This is a genomic window from Catenulispora sp. MAP12-49 (assembly GCF_041262705.1).
Taxonomy (GTDB): domain Bacteria; phylum Actinomycetota; class Actinomycetes; order Streptomycetales; family Catenulisporaceae; genus Catenulispora.
Genome location: NZ_JBGCCP010000007.1, coordinates 71,721 through 89,231 on the forward strand (window position 1 = coordinate 71,721; position 17,511 = coordinate 89,231).

Annotated in this window: 17 protein-coding genes; 5 read left to right on the plus strand and 12 right to left on the minus strand. The window is 70.2% G+C overall.

Going from position 1 to position 17,511, the window contains the following annotated elements; translation table 11 throughout:
- Positions 1-47: 47 nt before the first annotated feature.
- On the minus strand, positions 48-665 hold the full coding sequence (locus ABIA35_RS15805) for a YqgE/AlgH family protein (protein ID WP_370339528.1): 618 nt from the start codon (positions 663-665) through the stop codon (positions 48-50).
- Between the two features lie 319 nt (positions 666-984).
- On the opposite strand from ABIA35_RS15805, the gene murA reads away from it, so the two are divergent.
- Positions 985-2,337 (plus strand): UDP-N-acetylglucosamine 1-carboxyvinyltransferase, encoded by a 1,353-nt coding sequence (murA, locus tag ABIA35_RS15810; RefSeq protein ID WP_370339526.1) that lies wholly within the window; start codon positions 985-987, stop codon positions 2,335-2,337.
- A gap of 100 nt (positions 2,338-2,437) precedes the next feature.
- Here the strand turns inward: murA and ABIA35_RS15815 are convergent, their stop codons facing one another.
- Entirely contained in the window at positions 2,438-2,938 is a 501-nt protein-coding gene (locus ABIA35_RS15815; RefSeq protein WP_370358357.1) for a nitroreductase/quinone reductase family protein, read from the minus strand.
- 80 nt (positions 2,939-3,018) lie between these two features.
- Positions 3,019-4,428 carry an NAD-dependent malic enzyme gene (locus ABIA35_RS15820; RefSeq protein ID WP_370339522.1) on the minus strand — a complete coding sequence of 470 codons (1,410 nt, stop codon included), beginning with the start codon at positions 4,426-4,428 and terminating at the stop codon, positions 3,019-3,021.
- Positions 4,429-4,811: 383 nt separating this feature from the next.
- On the opposite strand from ABIA35_RS15820, the gene ABIA35_RS15825 reads away from it, so the two are divergent.
- Entirely contained in the window at positions 4,812-5,015 is a 204-nt protein-coding gene (locus ABIA35_RS15825; RefSeq protein WP_370339520.1) for a cold-shock protein, read from the plus strand.
- Between the two features lie 350 nt (positions 5,016-5,365).
- On the opposite strand, the gene galE is transcribed toward ABIA35_RS15825, so the two are convergent.
- The 8 genes from galE to ABIA35_RS15865 form a co-directional block, all read right to left on the minus strand.
- Entirely contained in the window at positions 5,366-6,337 is a 972-nt protein-coding gene (galE, locus tag ABIA35_RS15830) for a UDP-glucose 4-epimerase GalE (protein WP_370358358.1), read from the minus strand.
- 71 nt (positions 6,338-6,408) lie between these two features.
- Positions 6,409-7,068, minus strand: coding sequence for a lactate utilization protein C (locus ABIA35_RS15835; protein WP_370358359.1), 660 nt, complete (start codon positions 7,066-7,068; stop codon positions 6,409-6,411).
- Positions 7,065-8,522 (minus strand): LutB/LldF family L-lactate oxidation iron-sulfur protein, encoded by a 1,458-nt coding sequence (locus ABIA35_RS15840; protein ID WP_370358360.1) that lies wholly within the window; start codon positions 8,520-8,522, stop codon positions 7,065-7,067. Before ABIA35_RS15840 ends, ABIA35_RS15835 begins: the two co-directional genes overlap by 4 nt.
- A complete protein-coding gene (locus tag ABIA35_RS15845; protein WP_370358361.1) occupies positions 8,519-9,202 on the minus strand; it encodes a (Fe-S)-binding protein in 684 nt (227 codons plus the stop codon). The genes ABIA35_RS15840 and ABIA35_RS15845 overlap by 4 nt, the downstream gene beginning before the upstream one ends.
- A 91-nt stretch (positions 9,203-9,293) precedes the next feature.
- Positions 9,294-10,229, minus strand: coding sequence for an aldo/keto reductase (locus ABIA35_RS15850; RefSeq protein WP_370339512.1), 936 nt, complete (start codon positions 10,227-10,229; stop codon positions 9,294-9,296).
- A 4-nt stretch (positions 10,230-10,233) separates the two neighbouring features.
- Positions 10,234-10,992, minus strand: a complete 759-nt coding sequence (locus ABIA35_RS15855; RefSeq protein ID WP_370339850.1) for an SDR family NAD(P)-dependent oxidoreductase — start codon at positions 10,990-10,992, stop codon at positions 10,234-10,236.
- A 16-nt stretch (positions 10,993-11,008) separates the two neighbouring features.
- Positions 11,009-12,322, minus strand: a complete 1,314-nt coding sequence (locus ABIA35_RS15860) for an L-fuconate dehydratase (RefSeq protein WP_370358362.1) — start codon at positions 12,320-12,322, stop codon at positions 11,009-11,011.
- Positions 12,319-13,179: a fumarylacetoacetate hydrolase family protein gene (locus ABIA35_RS15865; protein ID WP_370339508.1), complete on the minus strand. Its 861-nt coding sequence runs from the start codon at positions 13,177-13,179 to the stop codon at positions 12,319-12,321. The genes ABIA35_RS15860 and ABIA35_RS15865 overlap by 4 nt, the downstream gene beginning before the upstream one ends.
- A 232-nt stretch (positions 13,180-13,411) precedes the next feature.
- Here ABIA35_RS15865 and ABIA35_RS15870 point away from each other — a divergent pair, with 232 nt between their 5' ends.
- Genes ABIA35_RS15870 through ABIA35_RS15880 form a run of 3 tightly spaced genes read left to right on the plus strand, consistent with a single transcriptional unit; the run spans position 13,412 to position 17,052 of the window.
- Positions 13,412-14,452 (plus strand): sugar ABC transporter substrate-binding protein, encoded by a 1,041-nt coding sequence (locus ABIA35_RS15870; RefSeq protein WP_370339506.1) that lies wholly within the window; start codon positions 13,412-13,414, stop codon positions 14,450-14,452.
- Between the two features lie 7 nt (positions 14,453-14,459).
- Positions 14,460-16,022 (plus strand): sugar ABC transporter ATP-binding protein, encoded by a 1,563-nt coding sequence (locus tag ABIA35_RS15875; RefSeq protein WP_370358363.1) that lies wholly within the window; start codon positions 14,460-14,462, stop codon positions 16,020-16,022.
- Entirely contained in the window at positions 16,015-17,052 is a 1,038-nt protein-coding gene (locus ABIA35_RS15880; protein WP_370339502.1) for an ABC transporter permease, read from the plus strand. Before ABIA35_RS15875 ends, ABIA35_RS15880 begins: the two co-directional genes overlap by 8 nt.
- A gap of 14 nt (positions 17,053-17,066) precedes the next feature.
- Here ABIA35_RS15880 and ABIA35_RS15885 read toward each other — a convergent pair whose 3' ends face one another.
- Positions 17,067-17,504 carry a hypothetical protein gene (locus ABIA35_RS15885; protein WP_370358364.1) on the minus strand — a complete coding sequence of 146 codons (438 nt, stop codon included), beginning with the start codon at positions 17,502-17,504 and terminating at the stop codon, positions 17,067-17,069.
- Positions 17,505-17,511 lie beyond the last annotated feature (7 nt).

A 17,511-nucleotide genomic window follows, 5' to 3' on the forward strand; every position in this document is an offset into this window, starting at 1 on the left:
GCGGACCGGCGGCGGAGCGGCGGCGGGCACTCCGGGCGCTATATCAATTAATTGAGATCAGGATCCTCGGTCCAGTTCGCCACCATCGCCATGGTCCCGCCCTGCCGGCGCAGCACCCGCCGCCACAGGTCCTCCGGCTCGGTGGTGAAGACGTCGGCCAGCTCCGGCTCCACCACGTACCAGGCCCGCTGCGCGAGCTCGCCGGCCAGCTGCCCGGGGCCCCAGCCGGCGTACCCGGCGAAGATCCGCAGCGCCGTCAGGTCCGGGGCCAGCACCTCCGGCGGGGCGTCCAGGTCCACCAGCCCCAGGCGGCCGGAGAACTGGCGCCAGCCCAGCGGTTCCTCGCCGGGCACGGCCGCCTCCGGGCGCACACAGGCGATGCCCAGCGCCGAGTCCAGCGCGACCGGGCCGCCCAGGAACACCGTCGGGGGCTCGGCCGCCAGCGGCGCCCAGGTCTCCAGCACGTCCTCGACGTCCAGGCTCCCGGCCCGGTTGAGGACCACACCCAGGGTGCCGTCGTCGTCGTGGTCGACGACCAGCACCACCGTACGGTCGAAGTTGGGGTCGACCAGGACCGTGGTGGCCACCAGCAGCTTGCCGGTCAGCCGTTCCAGCGGCGCCCTGCCGCCGTCCTGCTCCCCCGCGTCGCGCCCTGCGTCCGTCATGGCACACATGATCCCGCACCCGGACCCCCGCTGGCGCCTTTTGCCCCAAGGCCCGCGCGTCCGCCACCCGTCGGCGACCCTCAGCGTTCGAACCGGCACAGCCCGTTGAAGCGGCACGGGTTTCGGGTGCGGACCACGCCCGCACCAAGTGCGATCTTCGCCAGCTTCGGCCGCATGCGCCCATTGTTCGAGTACCCTGGACCGGCCCCCCACCCGTCGCCCGGCCACCGCCCCGCGTGGAGGCGCAAGCGCCACTGACTGATCGTCCCGCCCGGAGCCCCACCGGATCGCGGTCCGACGCACACATTGATGGAGAACCATGGCCCAGAGCACCGCCTCCGACGTCCTGACAGTGCACGGCGGCGCCGCCCTGTCCGGTGAGGTCCGGGTCCGCGGCGCCAAAAACCTGGTCCCCAAAGCGATGGTGGCCGCGCTGCTCGGACACGGCACGTCGGTGCTGCACAACGTCCCGCAGATCTCCGACGTCCGGATCGTCACCGGGCTGCTGGAGGCGCACGGCGTCTCGGTCACCCAGGGCGAGGACCCCGACACGCTGGTCCTGGACCCGGCCTCGGTGGAGGCCGCCAGCGACACGGCCGTCGAGGCGCACGCCGGCACCAGCCGCATCCCGGTGCTGTTCTGCGGTCCGCTGCTGCACCGCCTGGGCCGCGCCTTCATCCCGGACCTGGGCGGCTGCAAGATCGGCGACCGGCCGATCGACTTCCACCTGGACGCGCTGCGCGCCTTCGGCGCGGTGGTCGAGAAGCGCCCCGAGGGCCTGCTCCTCACCGCGCCCGAGCGGCTGCGCGGCACCCACATCCGGCTGCCCTACCCCAGCGTCGGCGCCACCGAGCAGGTGCTGCTGACCGCGGTGCTGGCCGAGGGTGTGACAGAACTCTCCAACGCGGCCACCGAGCCGGAGATCGTGGACCTGATCGCGGTGCTGCAGAAGATGGGCGCCATAATCTCCGTCCACAACGACCGGGTCGTCCGCATCATCGGCGTGGACCGCCTCGACGGCTTCACCCACCGCGCGATCCCGGACCGCCTGGAGACCGCCTCGTGGGCCTGCGCGGCCCTGGCCACCGGCGGCGACATCCGCGTCATCGGCGCCACCCAGGGCGAGATGATGACGTTCCTGAACGTCTTCCGCCGCATAGGGGGAGACTTCGAGGTCGACGACACCCGCGGCACCCCCTCGATCCGCTTCTGGCACTCCGGCGGCCAGATGCGCGCCCTGGCGCTGGAGACGGACGTGCACCCGGGCCTGTCCACCGACTGGCAGCAGCCGCTGGTGGTGGCGCTGACCCAGGCCCACGGCCTGTCGATCATCCACGAGACGGTCTACGAGCAGCGCCTGGGCTTCACCGAGGCGCTGAACCGCATGGGCGCGCAGATCCAGCTCTACCGCGAGTGCCTGGGCGGCAGCGCCTGCCGCTTCGGCCAGCGCAACTTCATGCACTCCGCAGTCATCTCCGGCCCCACCAAGCTGCACGGCGCCGAACTGACCATCCCCGACCTGCGCGCCGGCTTCAGCTACCTGATCGCGGCGCTCGCGGCGCAGGGCACCTCCACGGTGCACGGCATCAGCCTGATCCGCCGCGGCTACGAGGACTTCGAGGCGAAGCTCTCGGCGCTGGGCGCGGACGTGGAATTGGGGATCCCGGGCTGACGTCCGGCGGTACTCGGGCTTGACGTACTCGGGCTTGACGTAATCGGGGCTGACGTACTCGGGGCTGAGGCCGGCCGTACTCACCAGTGGGAGCGGCGCCTCACCCCGCCTGCGGCGTCAGCAGAATCGCCCGCGCCCCCAGCCGCACCGCCTCCCGCACGGCCGCGGGGTCCGGCTCGCCCTCGGCGTCGAAGCCGATGTTGTGGAACTTCGCGAAGGCGTGGTTGTCCTTGCACAACAGCGTGTACAGGGCGGCGACCCGGTCCGCGTCCCGGACCACCTCGACGTCCGCCGAACGCAGCCGTCCCTTGTACCTGACCTGGATCGGCTCGCCGGTGCGCAGGTTGCGGCTCCAGGCGAACTGAGTGCCGATGAGCACCTTCCCGTCGTGGGCCATGTAGGCGATCGGGATGGCGTACCGCTTGCCGCTCTTGCGGCCGAAGACGTACAGCAGGATCAGCTTCTTGCCGATCCCCTTGGCCACTCCCGGCGTGTTCAAGGCCGCGCGTGTGAAGGCGTTCACCAAGCCCTGCATCGGCAGCGTCTGAGCGCGCCCCGGAGCACGTCCGGCAGGTTCGGTCCCCGTAGTCCCAGTACCCATGGTGCGGACGCTACTCCGGCGTCCGCACCACGACCACGTTTCGCGCTACCCGCGTTACCCGCGCCGCGCGTTGCCCGCTCTTACTCCGCCGGGTCGCCCTTCACCGCCGCGACCACGGCCTCGGCCACCGTCTTGGCCAGGTCCTTGTGGAACACGCTCGGCACGATGTAGCTGGGGTTCAGGTCGCTGTCGGGCACCGTCGAGGCGATCGCGCGCGCGGCGGCCACCAGCACCTCGGGCGTGACGTTGTTCGACTGCGCGTCGATCAGGCCGCGGAAGACGCCGGGGAAGGCCAGCACGTTGTTGATCTGGTTCGGGTAGTCGCTGCGGCCGGTGGCCACCACCGCGGCGTGCGCCAGCGCGTCGTCCGGGTCCACCTCGGGCTCGGGGTTGGCCAGCGCGAACACGATCGCGCCGGGGGCCATGGTGGCGATGTCGTCGCCGGTCAGGATGCGCGGGGCCGAGACGCCGATGAAGACGTCGGCGCCGGCCAGCGCCTCCTTCAGGGTGCCGGTGAGGTTGCCGGGGTTGGTGTGCTCGGCGACCCAGCGCAGGTCGCCGTCGCCGTCGCCGTGGGTGTCGGCGCGGCCGGCGTGCACCACGCCGTGGTAGTCGGCCACGGTGATGTCGGTGGCCCCGGCGGCGATCAGCAGCTTCAGGATCGCGGTGCCGGCGGCTCCGGCGCCCGAGCCGACGATGCGCACGTCCTGGAGCTTCTTGCCGACCACCTTCAGCGCGTTGGTCAGCGCCGCCAGCACCACGATCGCGGTGCCGTGCTGGTCGTCGTGGAAGACCGGGATGTCCAGCTCCTGGCGCAGCCGGCGCTCGATCTCGAAGCAGCGCGGCGCGCTGATGTCCTCCAGATTGATCCCGGCGAAGCCCGGCGCGATCGCCTTGACGACCTTGATGATCTCCTCGGTGTCCTGGGTGTCCAGGCACAGCGGCCAGGCGTCGACGCCGGCGAACTGCTTGAACAGCGCCGCCTTGCCCTCCATCACCGGCAGCGCCGCGATCGGCCCGATGTTGCCCAGGCCCAGCACCGCCGAGCCGTCGGTGACCACGGCGACGGTGTTGCGCTTGATGGTCAGGCGCCGGGCGTCCCCGGGGTTCTCGGCCAGCGCCAGCGACACCCGCGCGACGCCCGGGGTGTAGGCCATGGACAGCTCGTCGCGGTTGCGCAGCGCGACCTTGGAGCTCATCTCGATCTTGCCGCCGAGGTGCATCAGGAAGGTCCGGTCGGAGACCTTGCCGACCTCGACCCCCTCGATCTTGGCCAGCTCCTCGGTGATCGCCCGGGAGTGCTCCTCGCTGCTGGCGGCGATGGTGACGTCGACCCGCAGCCGGTCCCGGCCCGAGCCGGACACGTCCAGACCGGTCACCACACCGCCGGCGTCCTCCACCGCCCTGGTGATCCCGCTCACCGCGTTGCCGTAGGAGGGAGCCTCCAGACGGACGGTGATCGAATAGGACACACTGGGCGACGCGGACACGGGCGGTTCTCCTTTGGACAGCCAGCTTTCTTGATGTCAAGGGTAGACGCATCCGCCCTGCGCCCGGGGCATGGATGGCGGGGTTCGACGTGCGCATTATGAACAAAACAGCGGCGCGTAGCGTCTCCTCGACGGGCGGTGGTGGGAAACGGGTGGGCGAGCAAAACCCGCTTCATGGCGTCCGCTACGTGATCGAGTCGTAGCTGCATCGTGATCTATTGCGTGATCCACACCCTCGCCGGGGCCGGAATGATCGCGTACACTCGCAGCCAAGGTCATAGGTTCGCGGTGTTAAAGGCCCAGCGGAACACATTCCGCCGGGCTTTTCTCGTCTCAAGCCGCCGAGGCCGACAATGGTTCTTCAAGCATGAAATGAGAGCAGGATGGCTCAGGGGACAGTCAAGTGGTTCAACAGCGAGAAGGGCTACGGCTTCATCTCGCAGGATGAGGGCGGCCCGGACGTGTTCGTGCACTTCTCCGCCATCCAGTCGAGCGGCTACCGCTCGCTGGAGGAGAACCAGCGCGTCGAGTTCGAAGTCACGCAGGGCCCGAAGGGCGCGCAGGCGGAGGACGTCCGCCCGGTCTGAGCAATCCGCTCGGAAATAACGAGCCGCATTCGGAGGAACCCCTTCCGAATGCGGCTTATTTGTTGTCGTGGAAAAACATCTGCGGATATCAGCCCCGGAAATCGCCCAAGGGCCGATATGGGCGACTTAGAGGGTGCGCGGATCGGTGGCCGGGCGGAAGATCGCCGGAGCTCCGAGCCTGGCCGCACCGGTGCCTTGCCATGCGCTGCGCTTACGGCAAGCCGACTGCCCACAGCCAACACCGGGCTGAGGGCCGTCGTCCGGCACGCCCAGCCTCGTTCCCGACGAGTTTTCCGTGCGCTGCGGCGGCGCCGCCGCCTCGCCAGACCGGCCACCAATCCGCGCACCCTCTAACGGCGATAGAAGGCCCAGGCGTCGGCGACCGTCTCGGCCAGTTCGGTCCGCTCCGGGTTCCAGCCCAGCACCGTCTTGGCCCGCTCCGCGGAGGCCACCAGCCGCGCCGGGTCGCCCGCGCGCCGCGGCTTCTCCGCCGCCGGCACCTCCGCGCCGGTGGCCTTGCGCACCGCCTCGAGCACCTCGTAGACCGAGAAGCCGGTCCCGGTGCCCAGGTTGCAGATCAGGTGCTCGCCCTTCTTGGCCGCGGTCAGCGCCAGCAGGTGCGCCTCGGCCAGGTCCCGCACGTGGATGTAGTCGCGGATCGCGGTCCCGTCCGGCGTCGGGTAGTCGGTGCCGAACACCGAGGCCTCCGGCGCGTTCCCGGCGGCGACGTCCAGCAGCCGCGGGATCAGGTGCGTCTCGACCTCGTGCCGCTCGCCCTGCGGGCCGTACGCGCCGGCGACGTTGAAGTACCGCAGCGACACCGCCGCGATGCCGTAGGCCGGGGCGGCGAACGTCAGCATCTGGTCGGCGGCCAGCTTCGAGGCCCCGTAGGGGTTCGTCGGCACCGTCGGCATGTCCTCGGTGATCGGCGTGGCCTCCGGCTCGCCGTAGCAGGCGGCCGTCGAGGAGAAGACGATCGTCCCGATGCCGTGGTCGCGCATCGCCTCCAGCAGGTTCGCGGTGGTGGTGATGTTGTGCCGGAAGTACCGGGCCGGCTCGGCCACCGACTCCCCGACCAGCGAGCGCGCCGCGAAGTGCAGGATCGCGTCGATCGGACCCTGCTCGGTGACGGCGCGCAGCACGTCCCCGAGCTGCCGCTGGTCCAGCACGTCCGCGTGCCGGAACGCCGCCCCGGCCGGCACCGCGTCCCGGTGCCCGGTGGACAGGTCGTCGACCACCGTCACGTCGTGGCCGGCCTCGACGAGCACCGCGGAGGTGACCGACCCGACGTACCCCGCGCCCCCAATGACCAGCAAACGCATGTTTCCTCTGACCTCCGCTAAGACCGGTTGGACGATCCCTAGCCTAGCGGAATTCCCAGAAATAAACAGAGTCACCCAGAAATCAACACGACCACCAGAGTCCGCGGCCCGTGCACACCCTCCACCCGGTCCAGCTCGATGTCGGAGGTCGCCGACGGCCCGGAGATGAACGTCGTCGGCCGGCCCGGCACCAGCGCCCGCACCGCCACCGGCACGTCGGCGGCCACCTGTGAGCTCCGCACGACGCACACGTGCAGGTCGGGCACCAGCGAGAGCGCCCGGCGCCCCTGCCCCGGCCCCGCGTCGAGCACGATGGTCCCGGTCAGCGCGATCCCCTGCGCCGCGAGGGTGATCACGCCGTCGGACGCGTCCAGCTCCGCGGGGGTCAGCGGCGGGTCGTCGGACAGGCGCAAGCCTTCATACCGAGCTGACAACGCGTCCGGAAAGCCAGGCGGGACAACGAGATTGCCTACTCCGTGCCCACTGAGAACGCGCGCGATCTCGGCCGGCGCGTCGGCCTCGGAAGTGCGGATCACCGTCGCGCGGTAGTCCTCGACGCGCTCCACGAACAACTCGACGACGTCGCCGGTCGCATGGCTGTCGACGTAGTCGCGGGTGACTTCGACATCCTCACTACGCTCGTCGCCCGGGACATCGCCCAACGCAGACCGAATGCGCCCGAGGATCGCCGCTTTCGCCTGGGCCGTGTCGGCCGGTGTCACCGCGCTCATCCCCGTCCCGCCTTCCGCCACCACGTCCGGAACGACTCCCACGCCGGAACCGGCACGTCCCGCGCTCCCGTCCACTTCTTCGCCGGCCCCGGCAGCCACCGTCCGCCGCCGATGCCCGCGATCCGGCCGCCGATCGCCCCGAGCCGCTCGGCCACAGCCAGTCGGCGCGGCGACCCGAACACCACCTTCGCGCCCTTCATCGCCAGCGCCTCCGGCTTCGGCACCCCGCCCCGGTGCGCGTCCACGACCTTCGCCCGCAGGTGCACCAGCATCTCGGGGATGTCGATCCGCACCGGGCAGGCGTCGTAACACGCACCGCACAAGGTCGAGGCGAACGGCAGCGAATCGGCGTGGTCCGACGTCCCGACCCCGACCAGCTGCGGCGTCAGCACCGCCCCGATCGGCCCCGGGTACACCGAACCGTATGACCGCCCGCCGGTCCGCTCGTAGACCGGGCACACGTTCAAGCACGCCGAGCAGCGGATGCAGTGCAGTGCGGACCGTCCCGCGGTGTCGGCCAGCGTCTTCGTGCGGCCGTTGTCGAGCAGGATGAGGTGGAACTCCTGCGGGCCGTCGCCCGGTGTGACGCCGGTCCACAGCGACGTATAAGGGTTCATACGCTCTGCGGTGGACGATCTCGGCAGCAGTTGCAGGAACACTTCCAGGTCGGTGAACGACGGCAGGACCTTCTCGATCCCCATCACCGTGATCAGCGTCTCCGGCAGCGTCAGGCACATACGGCCGTTGCCCTCGGACTCCACGACCCCGACGGTCCCGGTGTCCGCACACGCGAAGTTGGCCCCCGAGATCGCCACCTTCGCCCGCAGGAACTTCTCCCGCAGGTGCACGCGCGCCGCCTCGGCCAGCGCGCGCGGCTCGTCGGTGAGGTCGTCCGGCGCCGGAACACCGTGCTTGCCCATCTCCCGGAGGAAGATGTCGCGGATCTCGGTGCGGTTGCGGTGGATCGCCGGCACCAGGATGTGCGAGGGCCGGTCGTGGTTCAGCTGCACGATCAGCTCGGCCAGGTCGGTCTCGGTGGCCTCGATCCCGTCGTCGTCGAGCGCCTCGTTGAGCCCGATCTCCTGGGTGGCCATCGACTTGATCTTCACGACCTCGGTCGCGCCCTTGGCCCGCACCAACTCGGTGACGATCCAGTTGGCCTCGCGCGCGTCCTCGGCCCAGTGCACGACGCCGCCGGCCGCGGTGACCGAGGCCTCCAGCTGGAGCAAATAGGTGTCCAGGTGCCGCATCACGCGGTCCTTGATCTGCGAACCGGCGAGCCGCAGGGTCTCCCAGTCATCGAGCTCTGCGACCGCCCGCAGACGCTTGTCACGGATCGTGGTCGTCGCGTGCTTCAGATTGCGGCGCAGCTGGTCGTCCTGGAGCGCGTCGTGCGCCGCCTTGGGGAACGTCGGCGAACCGAGCCAGACGACGTTCACCTCGTCCCGGCTCATCGCGTCGCCGCCAGGATCTCGGCCAGATGCAGGGTCCTGACACCCGACTTGATCCGTCCCAGACCGCCGCCGATGTGCATCAGGCAGGAGTTGTCGGAGGCGCACAGCGTCTGCGCGCCGGTCGTGCGCACGTTGCCCATCTTGTCCTGCAACATCGCCACCGAGGTCTCAGAGTTCTTCATCGCGAACGTCCCGCCGAAGCCGCAGCACGACTCCGCCTCCGGCAGCTCCACCAGCTCGATGCCCTCGACCGCGCGCAGCAACCGCAGCGGCTTGTCGCCGACCCGCAGCATCCGCAGGCTGTGGCACGTCGGGTGGTAGGTGACGCGGTGCGGGTAGTAGGCGCCGACGTCGGTCACCCCCAGGACGTCCACCAAGAACTCCGAGAACTCGTACACGTTCGGCGCGGTCTCGGTCTTGTGGTGGTGCCGGACGTGGCCGCCGCAGGAGCCGGACGGCGTGACGACGGCGTCGTAGCCGCGGAAGGCGTCATTGAACGCCCCGACCAGCGAATCCGCCTCGCGCCGATAGCCGGTGTTGTAGTGCATCTGGCCGCAGCAGGTCTGCGCCATCGGGAACTCGACGGTGTGCCCGAGCCGCTCCAGCACGGCCGTGACGGCCTTGCCGGTGTCGGGGAAGAGCGCGTCGTTGTAGCAGGCGATGAACAGGGCGATGCGCATCTCAGATCTGTGCCCCATCTCAGATCTGTGCCCCATCTCAGATCTGTGCCCCATCTCAGATCTGTGCTCCATCTCAGATCTGTGCCCCATCTCAGATCTCCGCCCACAACGCGTCGGGAACAGGCAGCCGCGCCATCTCGACGCAGTCCCGCGCCTCCTCCGGCGACCGCGCACCGATCAGCACCGACCTCACCGCCCGATGGCGGTGCGGGAACTGGAGCGCCGCGGCCCGCAGCGGAACTCCGTGCCGCTCGCAGATTCCCTTGAGCCGCAACGCCGCGTTCAGGATCTCCGGCGGCACGGTCAGGTAGTTGTAGGTCGAGCTGGGCTGCGGATCGACCAGCAGGCCGGAGTTGAACACGCCTCCGATCATGATGCCGACACCGCGCTCGGCCGCTTCGTCGAGCAGCTCCGCACCGGATTGGTCGAGCAGCGTGTAGCGGCCGGCGAGCAGGACGTAGTCGATGTCCGTGTCCCGCACGAAGCGCTGGGGAATCCGGGTCTGGTTCATGCCGACGCCGATCGCGCCGATCACGCCCTCGGAGCGCAGCTTCGCCAAGGCGGGGAACGCCTCGCCGATGGCCTGCTCCTCGTACTGGTCGGGGTCGTGGATCAGGACGCTGTCGACGCGATCCAAGCCCAGGCGTTCGAGACTGTCCTCGATCGAGCGGCGCACGCCGTCCCCGGAGAAGTCCCACACCCGCCGGAACGCCGCCGGGACCGCGAACCCGTCCGGGTCCTCGCCGACCTGATCGGCCGCCGGCACCGGCTCCAGGATCCGCCCGACCTTGGTCGACACCACGAACTCGTCCCGCGGCCGCTCCCGCAACGCCGCGCCGAGCCGCCGCTCCGACAGGCCGAGCCCGTAGTGCGGCGCGGTGTCGAACACGCGGATGCCCGCGTCCCACGCGGCATCGACGGTCGCCCGCGCGTCCTGGTCCGTGACCGCGGTGAACAGGTTGCCGATGGCCGCGGCGCCGAAGGCCAGATCAGTCAGCCGGACACCCCGGCCGATGGTGTTTGCCATGGCTTCACTGTCCCACGGGACGGAGGCGCAATCCGGCCATTCCGCCGTCCACGGCGAGTGCGGTCCCGGTCACCGAGGCCGCCGTCGGCGAGGCCAGGTACGCGATCGCCGCCGCGACCTCGTCCGCCGACACCAGCCGCCCCATCGGCTGCCGTGCCTCCAGGGCCGCGCGCTCGGCCTCCGGGTCGTCCGCGGCGTCCAGCAGGCGGCCGACCCACGGGGTGTCGGCGGTGCCCGGGTTCACGCAGTTCACCCTGATGCCCTCGCGCACATGGTCCGCGGCCATCGCCAGAGTCAGCGAGAGCACCGCACCCTTCGTCGCCGAGTAAAGCGCGCGCTGCGGCAGGCCGGCGGTCGCGGCGATCGAGCAGGTGTTCACGATCGCGGCGTGCCGCGACGCGCGCAGGGCCGGCAGCGAAGCACGGGTCACCCGCACCATGCCGACCACGTTCACGTCGTAGACCTTCATCCACTGCTCGTCGGGGTTGTCCTCGACCGTGCCCGCGGCGCCGATGCCGGCGTTGTTCACCAGCACGTCCAGGCCGCCGAGCGCCTCCGTCGCGGCCGCGACGGCCGTGCGCACCGAGGCGTCGTCGGAGACGTCCGCCCGGAACCCGTGCAGCCCGGCCGAGACCGCCGCCGCCGGGTCCAGGTCCAGCACCGCCACCGCCGCCCCGCGGTTGGCCAGCAGCCGCGCGGTGGCCGCGCCGATGCCCGAGCCGCCGCCGGTGACGACCGCCTTCAGCCCTTCGAAGTCCCGCATGTCCTGCATGTCCGCCTCACACCTCTCCTCGGTCCGCACGCCAGAACGAGCCGTCGGGGAACGAATACGCTTCCAGCGTCGCCGGAAACATCTCGGCGCAGAAGCCCGGCACGATCGGGGCCTGATACGCCCCTGCGGTCACCACCGTCGGCGTCACGAAGTGCTCGTGCAAGTGGTCGACGTACTCCACGACCCGGTCCTGGCGCGTGCCCGACAGCGCCACGAAGTCGAACATCGACAGGTGCTGGACCAGTTCGCACAGGCCGACCCCGCCGGCGTGCGGACAGACCGGCACCCCGAACTTGGCCGCCAGCAACAGGATCGCCAGGTTCTCGTTGACCCCGCCGACCCGCGCCGCGTCCAGCTGCACGAAGTCGATCGCCCCGGCCTGCAGCAGCTGCTTGAACACGATCCGGTTCTGCACGTGCTCCCCGGTCGCCACCTTCACCGGCGCGACGGCGGCCCGGATCGCGGCGTGCCCGAGGACGTCGTCCGGCGAGGTCGGCTCCTCGATCCAGTACACGTCGAACTCGGCCAGCGCCTTGACCCACTCGATCGCCTCGCCGACGTTCCATCGCTGGTTGGCGTCGATCGCCATGCGGATGTCCGGGCCGACCGCGGCGCGCGCGGCCCGGCAGCGCCGGACGTCGTCGGCCAGATCCGCGCCGACCTTCAGCTTGATCTGCCGGAAGCCGGCGGCCACCGCCTCGTGCGCCAGCCGGGTCAGCTTCTCGTCGGAGTAGCCGAGCCAGCCCGGCGAGGTCGTGTAGGCGGGATAGCCCTCGGCGCGCAGTTGTGTCTCCCGCTCAGCCGCCCCACTCTTGCCGCGCCGCAACAACTCCAGCGCTTCCTCGGCGGTCAAAGCGTCGGTGAGGTAACGGAAGTCGACCTGTGAGAGGAGCCATTCGGGGTCCGCGTCGGCCAGCAGCTTCCACAGCGGGACGCCGGCGCGCTTGGCCGCCAGGTCCCAGACCGCGTTGACGACGGCGCCGATCGCCATGTGCATGACGCCCTTCTCGGGCCCCAGCCACCGCAGCTGGCTGTCGCCGATCAGGGCCCGGTTGACGATGCCCGGGTCGGCGCAGACCGCCTCGACGTCCAGCCCGACGACGTGCTCGCGCAGCGCCTCGATCGCCGCCACCTGCACGTCGTTGCCGCGGCCGATGGTGAAGGTGAAGCCGTGGCCGGACAACCCGTCCTCGGCGTCGGTGCGCAGGATCAGGTACGCCGCGGAGTAATCAGGGTCCGGATTCATCGCGTCCGAGCCGTCGAGCTCGCGCGAGGTCGGGAAGCGGACGTCGAAGGTCTCGACCGAGACGATCCGGCTCATGCCCGGACCAGATTCGAGCGCTGCGACCCCAGACCGTCGATCTCCAGCTCGACCACGTCGCCGGCCCGCAGGTAGGGCTGGCCGGCCATGCCGAGCGCCACGCCGGCCGGCGTCCCGGTGTTGATGACGTCGCCCGGCTCCAGCACCATGTGCTGGGACAGGTAGTGGATCACCTCGGCCACCCCGAAGATCATGTTCTCGGTGTTGCCGTCCTGCCGCTGCTCGCCGTTGACGCTCAGGCGCAGGCCCAGCTTCTGGAAGTCGCCGACCTCCTCGGCCGTCACCAGATACGGCCCGAGCGGGTTGAACGCCTCGCACGACTTGCCCAGGTCCCACTGCCCCGAGCGCTCCAGCTGGAACTCGCGCTCGGAGACGTCGTTGCTGACCGCGAAGCCGCCGATGACGCCGAGGGCCGCCTCGTGCGAGTCCAGGTAGCGGGCCCGCGCGCCGATCACGACGGCCAGCTCCACCTCCCAGTCGGTCTTCACCGAGCCGCGCGGGATGAGGATGTCGTCGTTCGGGCCGACGACCGTGTACGGGTCCTTCATGAAGACCACCGGCCGCGGCGGGATCGCGGCGCCGGTCTCCTCGGCGTGGTCGCGGTAGTTCAGCCCGATGCACACCACCTTGCCCGGCCGCGCGACGGCCGCGCCCACGCGCAGTCCCGCCACCTCGGCGGCCGGGATCTCGGGCAGCGTGCGGGCCTGGGCCGCGGCGCGGACCGCGTCCGCACCCCGCTCCAGCCAGAACGCGCGGTCCAGGTCGCCGATGACACCGGTCAGGTCGAAGTGGCGGCCGTCGGCGGCGAGCAGCACAGGGCGCTCGCGGCCGGGCTCGCCCAAGCGGAGGAGTCTCACGCTCCGGGACTCTAGGCAAACATCGGATCTATCGTCAAGGGAATCAAGATCCTTCTCGATCCGCGGACCGGGGTCGGCCTGCCTTTTCTTCGATTGGATCTAGTAAACCGGCGTAACGATTGCGTTCCACAGTCTTTACAGGCCTCGATCCTCCGGCTATACATCGGATGACTGAACGGCACGTGATACAGACCACACTCTCCCCCCGCACACCCTCACCAGCGAGGACGACATGAGGCTGCACCGTACGTCGAGAACAGTTCTGGCCCTCACGGCCGTCGTGGCGCTCGGCCTGAGCGCCGCCGCCTGCGGGCGCGGCGGCTCCAAGTCGGCCTCCGGCGGCAAGAAGATAGGCATCGACTTCCCCAGGTCGGACTCCGACTTCTGGAACAGCTATGCCAAGTACGTGAACTCGGACATCAAGTCGGGCTCCCTCAACGCCCTGCCGCCGACGAACTCCAACAACAAGATCGACGCGCTGATCGCCAACGTCACGGCCCTGGAGGGCCAGGGCGCCAAGGTCATCCTGATGGCCCCGCAGGACACCGGCGCGATCGCCAGCACCCTGGACGACCTGGCGAGCAAGAACATCTCGGTGGTCAGCGTCGACACCCGCCCGGACAAGGGCAAGGTCTACATGGTCGTGCGCGCCGACAACAAGGCGTACGGCACCAAGGCCTGCCAGTTCCTCGGCGACAAGCTCAAGGGCACCGGCACCGTCGTGGAGTTCGAGGGCGACCTGACCTCCATCAACGGCCGCGACCGCTCGCAGGCCTTCGGCGACTGCATGAGCAAGAACTATCCGAACATCAAGGTCGAGGCCGAGGCCACGAACTGGGCAGGCGACGTCGCAGCCGCGAAGCTGCAGGACGCGCTGAACGCCGGCACCATCAACGGCATCTACATGCAGGCTGGCGGCGTCTTCCTGGCGCCGACGCTGTCCCTGCTCCAGCAGAAGAACCTCCTGGTCCCGCCGACCGATCCCAAGCACATCTTCATCGTCTCCAACGACGGCATCCCGGCCGAGTTCCAGGCCATCAAGGCCGGCCAGATCGACGCCACGGTCTCCCAGCCGGCGGACCTCTACGCCAAGTACGGGCTCTTCTACGCCCAGGCCGCCGCCGAGGGCAAGACCTTCTCCCCCGGCCCGACCGACCACGGCTCCACGATCATCCAGCTGCCCAACGGCCTGGAGGACCAGTTGCCGGCACCGCTGGTGACCGCGGCGAACGTCGACGATCCGTCGTTGTGGGGCAACCAGGTAGGCAAGTGATCCCGCGATGACGACGCACGACCTGAGGGCGGCCGGCACCACCGGCCGCCCCGTCGCCACGGCGATCGCCGTGTCCAAGAGCTTCGGCGCCACCCGCGCGCTGATCGACGTCGACATCTCCGTGGCCCCCGGCGAGGCGCACGCGCTCGTCGGGCGCAACGGCGCCGGCAAGTCGACGCTGGTCTCGCTGCTGACCGGGCTGGCCCGGCCGGACGGCGGGCGGATCATGTTCGACGGCGAGGCCGCGCCGGCGCTGTCCGACCGCGCGGCCTGGCAGGCGCGGGTCGCCTGCGTCTATCAGAAGTCGACGATCATCCCGACCCTGTCGGTGGCCGAGAACCTGTTCCTGAACCGGCAGTCCGACGGGCTGCGCCGGATCAGCTGGAAGGCGCTGCGCGGCCGGGCGGCCGACCTGCTGGCCGAGTACGAGATCGACGTGGACCCGGCCGCGGCCGCCTCGACGCTGGCCGTGGACCAGCGGCAGGTGCTGGAGATCGCCCGCGCGCTGTCGTTCGGGGCCAAGTTCATCATCCTCGACGAGCCCACCGCGCAGCTGGACGGCGCGAAGATCGCAGGGCTCTTCGACCGGCTGCGGCGCCTGCAGGAGTCGGGCGTCGCGTTCCTGTTCATCTCGCACCATCTGTCCGAGGTGTACGAGGTCTGCCAGAGCGTCACGGTCTACCGCGACGCCCGGCACATCCTCACCGCGCCGGTCGCCGGCCTGGACAAGGAGGCCCTGATCGAGGCGATGACCGGCGAGGACCGCTCGGAGCGGGCCACGTTCGGCGCCGAGGTCGCGACGTACTCACCACCGGCCGAGACGTCGACCCCGGCGCTGCAGATCAAGGCCCTGACCCTGCCCGGCGCCTACGAGGACTTCTCGGTCACCGTCGGCGAGGGCGAGATCGTCGGCCTGGCCGGCGCGGGCGGCTCCGGCGTCGTGGCGCTCGGCGAGACGGTCGCCGGACTGCACCGGCCGACCGCCGGGACCGTGACGGTCGCCGGACGCGGGGTGCGGACCGGCAGCGTGCCGGCCGCGCTGCACGCCGGGCTCGGCTTCGTCCCGGAAGACCGGCACGCGCAAGGGGTGGTCCCCATGCGGCCGATCGCGGAGAACATCACGCTCACCGCCATGGATCGCCTGGGCAGCCACGGATTCTTCACCCATGACTCGCTGCGCAGCGCCGGCAGTGCCCTGATGGAGCGGCTGGACGTCAAGGCCGAGGGACCCGACCAGCCAGTCGGCGCCCTGTCCGGCGGCAACCAGCAGAAGGTGGTGATGGGCCGTGCGCTGGCGAACTCCCCGAAAGCGCTGGTGCTGATCCGGCCGACCGCCGGCGTGGACGTGAAGTCGAAGGAGTCGCTGCTGGGCACCGTGCGCCAGGCCGCCGACAAGGGCTGCGGCGCCCTGCTGGTCTCCGACGAGCTGGACGACCTGCGGATCGCGCACCGGGTACTGGTGATGTTCAAGGGCGCGGTCGTCGCGGAGTTCCCGGCCGGCTGGGGCGACAACGACCTCATCGCCGCTATCGAAGGACTGAACGAGATGGAAGGGTCCGGCCATGAGTGAGGCCACGACGATGTCCGACGCGGCCGAAACCGCCCCGGCCGAGACCGCGGCGTGGTTCCGCCGCCCCGGCACCGGCTGGCTCCGCGAGTTCTCGCTGCTGCCGGCGATGGCGCTGCTGATTCTGATCGGGTTCATCGAGTCCCCGGACTTCCTGACCACGGCCAACTTCCTGGGGATGCTCCAGCAGTCGACCGAGCTCAGCGTTCTGGTCCTGGCCGAAGCGGTGATCCTGATCAGCGGCCGCATGGACCTGTCGCTGGAGTCGACGGTGACGCTGACCCCGGTGATCGCGTTGTGGATGGTGCTGCCGACGTCCGGGAACCGCTTCAACGGCCTGGGCTTCGGCGCCGAGTGGATGGCGATCCCGATCTGCCTGCTGGTCGGGGCCGTGGTCGGGGCGATCAACGGCTTCCTGATCCTGAAGATGAACCTGAACGGGTTCGTCGTCACCCTGGGCATGCTGACGATGCTGCACGGCCTGGTGATCGTCGTCGACGGCGGCCAGACCATCACCACCGTCCCCTCCTCCTTCAGTTACCTCGGCCACACCGAATGGGCCGGCCAACCGGCGTCGGTCTGGATCTGCGGAATCCTGTTCGCCGTCGGTATTGCCGTCCTCGGCTGGTATCGCCACGGCCGCGCCCTGTACGCGATCGGCGGCAACCCGGGCGCCGCGAAGGCGGCCGGCATCCGCGTGGAGCGCACCGTCTGGATCGTCCTGATCATCGGCTCGATGCTCGCCGCCTTCGCCGGCATCCTCTACACCGGGCGCCTCGGCGCGGCCTCGGCCAGTGTGGGCACCGGCCTGATCTTCAAGGTGTTCGCCGCGACGGTGATCGGCGGCGTGAGCATGAACGGCGGCCGCGGCTCCCTGTTCGGCGCGCTCACCGGCGTGCTGACGCTGAAGTTGATCGAGAACGTGCTGGTGTTCGGCCACGTGTCGGCAAACGACATCGAGTTCTTCGACGGCCTGGTGATCCTGGTGGCGCTGATCGTCTCGCGCTACACCTCCGGCGCCGCGCAAGACTAGGCGGGGCGGCCAGGTCAGGGTTCTGGTTCAGGTTCTGGTTCCACCAGAACCAGCACCCGGCCGCTCTCCGCGGTCACCGGCGTGACCGGCGTGACCGGCGTGCCCACGGGATGGGACGCGCAAGCGCTCCCGAGTCGTTGGCGCCACACCGGGCACGACTCCCGTCGCGGAACCTGGCCGTCGTCCCAGACCTGCACCATCTCGAAGGTGCTCCAGCCCTGACCACCGAGCATGAGCAGCTGACCGGGCCCGAACGGCTCGGTCGCGCCGGCGAGCACCAGCCGCGCGTCACGCGGGTAGTTGAGCGGCTCGGCCAGCGTGACCCCTTCGGAGAGCACGGTCAGCTCGTGGACTCCGGCCGCATAGTCGGGCTCCGGGTCGTCGTCCCACGGCTCCGGCGGCCGGTCCACCGCTTCCCCGACCCGCGGCTCCCGCCGGCGGAACAAGCCCATGTCAGCC